1 protein-coding gene and 12 tRNA genes are annotated in these 2149 nt (G+C 46.8%); all 13 read right to left on the bottom strand.

The window, feature by feature from the left end; genetic code table 11:
* Positions 1 to 122: 122 nt before the first annotated feature.
* A complete protein-coding gene (locus ACFPXP_RS02800) occupies positions 123 to 320 on the bottom strand; it encodes a stalk domain-containing protein (RefSeq protein ID WP_379892155.1) in 198 nt (65 codons plus the stop codon).
* A 620-nt stretch (positions 321 to 940) separates the two neighbouring features.
* Positions 941 to 1014: transfer RNA gene (locus ACFPXP_RS02795), tRNA-Gly, on the bottom strand.
* Between the two features lie 6 nt (positions 1015 to 1020).
* Positions 1021 to 1097: transfer RNA gene (locus ACFPXP_RS02790), tRNA-Pro, on the bottom strand.
* Between the two features lie 13 nt (positions 1098 to 1110).
* Positions 1111 to 1187 (bottom strand) — tRNA-Arg (locus ACFPXP_RS02785).
* A 12-nt stretch (positions 1188 to 1199) separates the two neighbouring features.
* A tRNA-Gly gene (locus ACFPXP_RS02780) sits at positions 1200 to 1274 on the bottom strand.
* A gap of 9 nt (positions 1275 to 1283) precedes the next feature.
* Positions 1284 to 1367: transfer RNA gene (locus ACFPXP_RS02775), tRNA-Leu, on the bottom strand.
* A 10-nt stretch (positions 1368 to 1377) separates the two neighbouring features.
* Positions 1378 to 1453: transfer RNA gene (locus tag ACFPXP_RS02770), tRNA-Lys, on the bottom strand.
* A 6-nt stretch (positions 1454 to 1459) separates the two neighbouring features.
* A tRNA-Gln gene (locus ACFPXP_RS02765) sits at positions 1460 to 1531 on the bottom strand.
* A gap of 11 nt (positions 1532 to 1542) precedes the next feature.
* Positions 1543 to 1618 (bottom strand) — tRNA-Thr (locus ACFPXP_RS02760).
* Between the two features lie 3 nt (positions 1619 to 1621).
* Positions 1622 to 1697 (bottom strand) — tRNA-Val (locus ACFPXP_RS02755).
* Positions 1698 to 1706: 9 nt separating this feature from the next.
* A tRNA-Glu gene (locus ACFPXP_RS02750) sits at positions 1707 to 1781 on the bottom strand.
* 8 nt (positions 1782 to 1789) lie between these two features.
* Positions 1790 to 1862 (bottom strand) — tRNA-Thr (locus ACFPXP_RS02745).
* A 3-nt stretch (positions 1863 to 1865) separates the two neighbouring features.
* Positions 1866 to 1941 (bottom strand) — tRNA-Asn (locus ACFPXP_RS02740).
* Positions 1942 to 2149: the final 208 nt, after the last annotated feature.

Genomic DNA, 2149 nt, shown 5'->3' with positions numbered 1-2149 from the left:
ACTTCACTTCCTCTCGGAGTTTTTGGGTTTGGTCACTTGAAAACTTCTCCAAATTGGGGTGAAGTCCCTTTTTTATCTCTGAAAATCCTTCTGTAACAAGGGCTCAGGTTTCTGCAAAATGCTCAATCAAAAAAGGCCATGGTCTCCACCAGAGGTATAAAGTTTATTCCCATTTCTACATATGGCGCATGCATTAATGGCACTTCTACACCATTCACCCATGCGGTCAGTTCACCAATCTGAAAAACCGCTTCTGAATAATCGCTCCAAATAGTGATCTCTTGGCTCTCCATATCCCATTCATCTTCAACACCATCCATCATGTAATTGATGGAAAATGATGAAATATATGCCGTATTATCCTTATACGTAATGAAAGCACCGAAGCCTGTGGACTTCCCTTCGAAGATGACCTTTGTTCGGCAGACGGCTCCTCACCGGATTCCAGAGCCAATGCTGCTTGACTTGTCGTAAGCATTAACAGCATTACTAGCGTATAGGCAATCATTCTTTTATACATTGGATACCCCCTTCTTATGTCCTGCGGCGCACATTAATTTTGTTATATGAAGCAAGACATTGTACCCATCGTACACGATTATGTTTGTCGAATGTAATCACAATTTGTCGCAAGATAAATTTTTTTGTAACTATTCTTTTGAAGGATGTGCCATTCTGGATTGTTTCGGTGAGTCGAACCTTAATGGAAAAACAAAAAAAGAGCCTCACGGCTCTCCCTTTTATGTATGGACCGGTGATGGGAATCCTCCGTGTCTTCTGATTTAAATTGAACCTAACGGTTCGACTATGGAATACACTGACGCGCGTCCTATTCTCTGGTTTTTCTTCGAAGTCTTCACGGACGGTCGAACCCTTGTGGCTTCTCATCCCATCAACTGAAATAAAAAACGGACTCCTTAGAGTCCGAGCATGTTATGTATGGAGCGGGTGATGGGAATCGAACCCACGCTACCAGCTTGGAAGGCTGGAGTTCTACCATTGAACTACACCCGCATATGATGGTCGGGACGACACGATTTGAACATGCGACCCCCTGGTCCCAAACCAGGTGCTCTACCAAGCTGAGCTACGTCCCGATCTAACATATAATGGCGTGCCCTGAGAGATTCGAACTCCCGACCTTTTGATTCGTAGTCAAACGCTCTATCCAGCTGAGCTAAGGGCACATATGAAAATAATGGAGCGGACGACGAGATTCGAACTCGCGACCCTCGCCTTGGCAAGGCGATGCTCTACCACTGAGCCACGTCCGCATTAATGAATGGTGCGCGTGGAGGGACTTGAACCCCCACGTCGAAGACGCTAGATCCTAAGTCTAGTGCGTCTGCCAATTCCGCCACACGCGCATTATAACACTGGTGAGCCATGAAGGACTCGAACCTTCGACACCCTGATTAAAAGTCAGGTGCTCTACCGACTGAGCTAATGGCTCATAAAACAGGGGGTATAGGATTCGAACCTATGCATGACGGAGTCAAAGTCCGTTGCCTTACCGCTTGGCTAACCCCCTATGATATTTCGTGGTGCCGCCGAGAGGACTTGAACCCCCAACCTACTGATTACAAGTCAGTTGCTCTACCAATTGAGCTACAGCGGCAAATGGTGGACGCTGACGGGATCGAACCGCCGACCCTCTGCTTGTAAGGCAGATGCTCTCCCAGCTGAGCTAAGCGTCCATATTAAATTGGTGACCCCTACGGGATTCGAACCCGTGTTACCGCCGTGAAAGGGCGGTGTCTTAACCGCTTGACCAAGGGGCCAAATCATAAGCTCCCAACCGGATTTGAACCGGTGACCTCTTCCTTACCATGGAAGCACTCTACCTGCTGAGCTATGGGAGCAAATGGCTCCCCGAACAGGACTCGAACCTGTGACAACTCGGTTAACAGCCGAGTGCTCTACCAACTGAGCTATCAGGGAACAATAATAACACCAGAAGGCTTGTACCTTCAAAACTGAATGCGAAAGTGTAAGGTTGCATTGTTGAACAACATGTTGTCGATCTTTTGATTTCTCTGAACTATTGTCACATCAAATGTGTTTCGTATTTGTTGTGACGTTAAGGTAGAAATCAAAAATATGGGATAAGCCCTCGACCGATTAGTATTCGTCAGCTCCATGCATTGCT

Source organism: Marinicrinis lubricantis, assembly GCF_042658665.1.
GTDB classification, from domain to species: domain Bacteria; phylum Bacillota; class Bacilli; order Paenibacillales; family KCTC-33676; genus Marinicrinis; species Marinicrinis lubricantis.
This window is presented reverse-complemented; position numbering and strand designations above follow the sequence as displayed.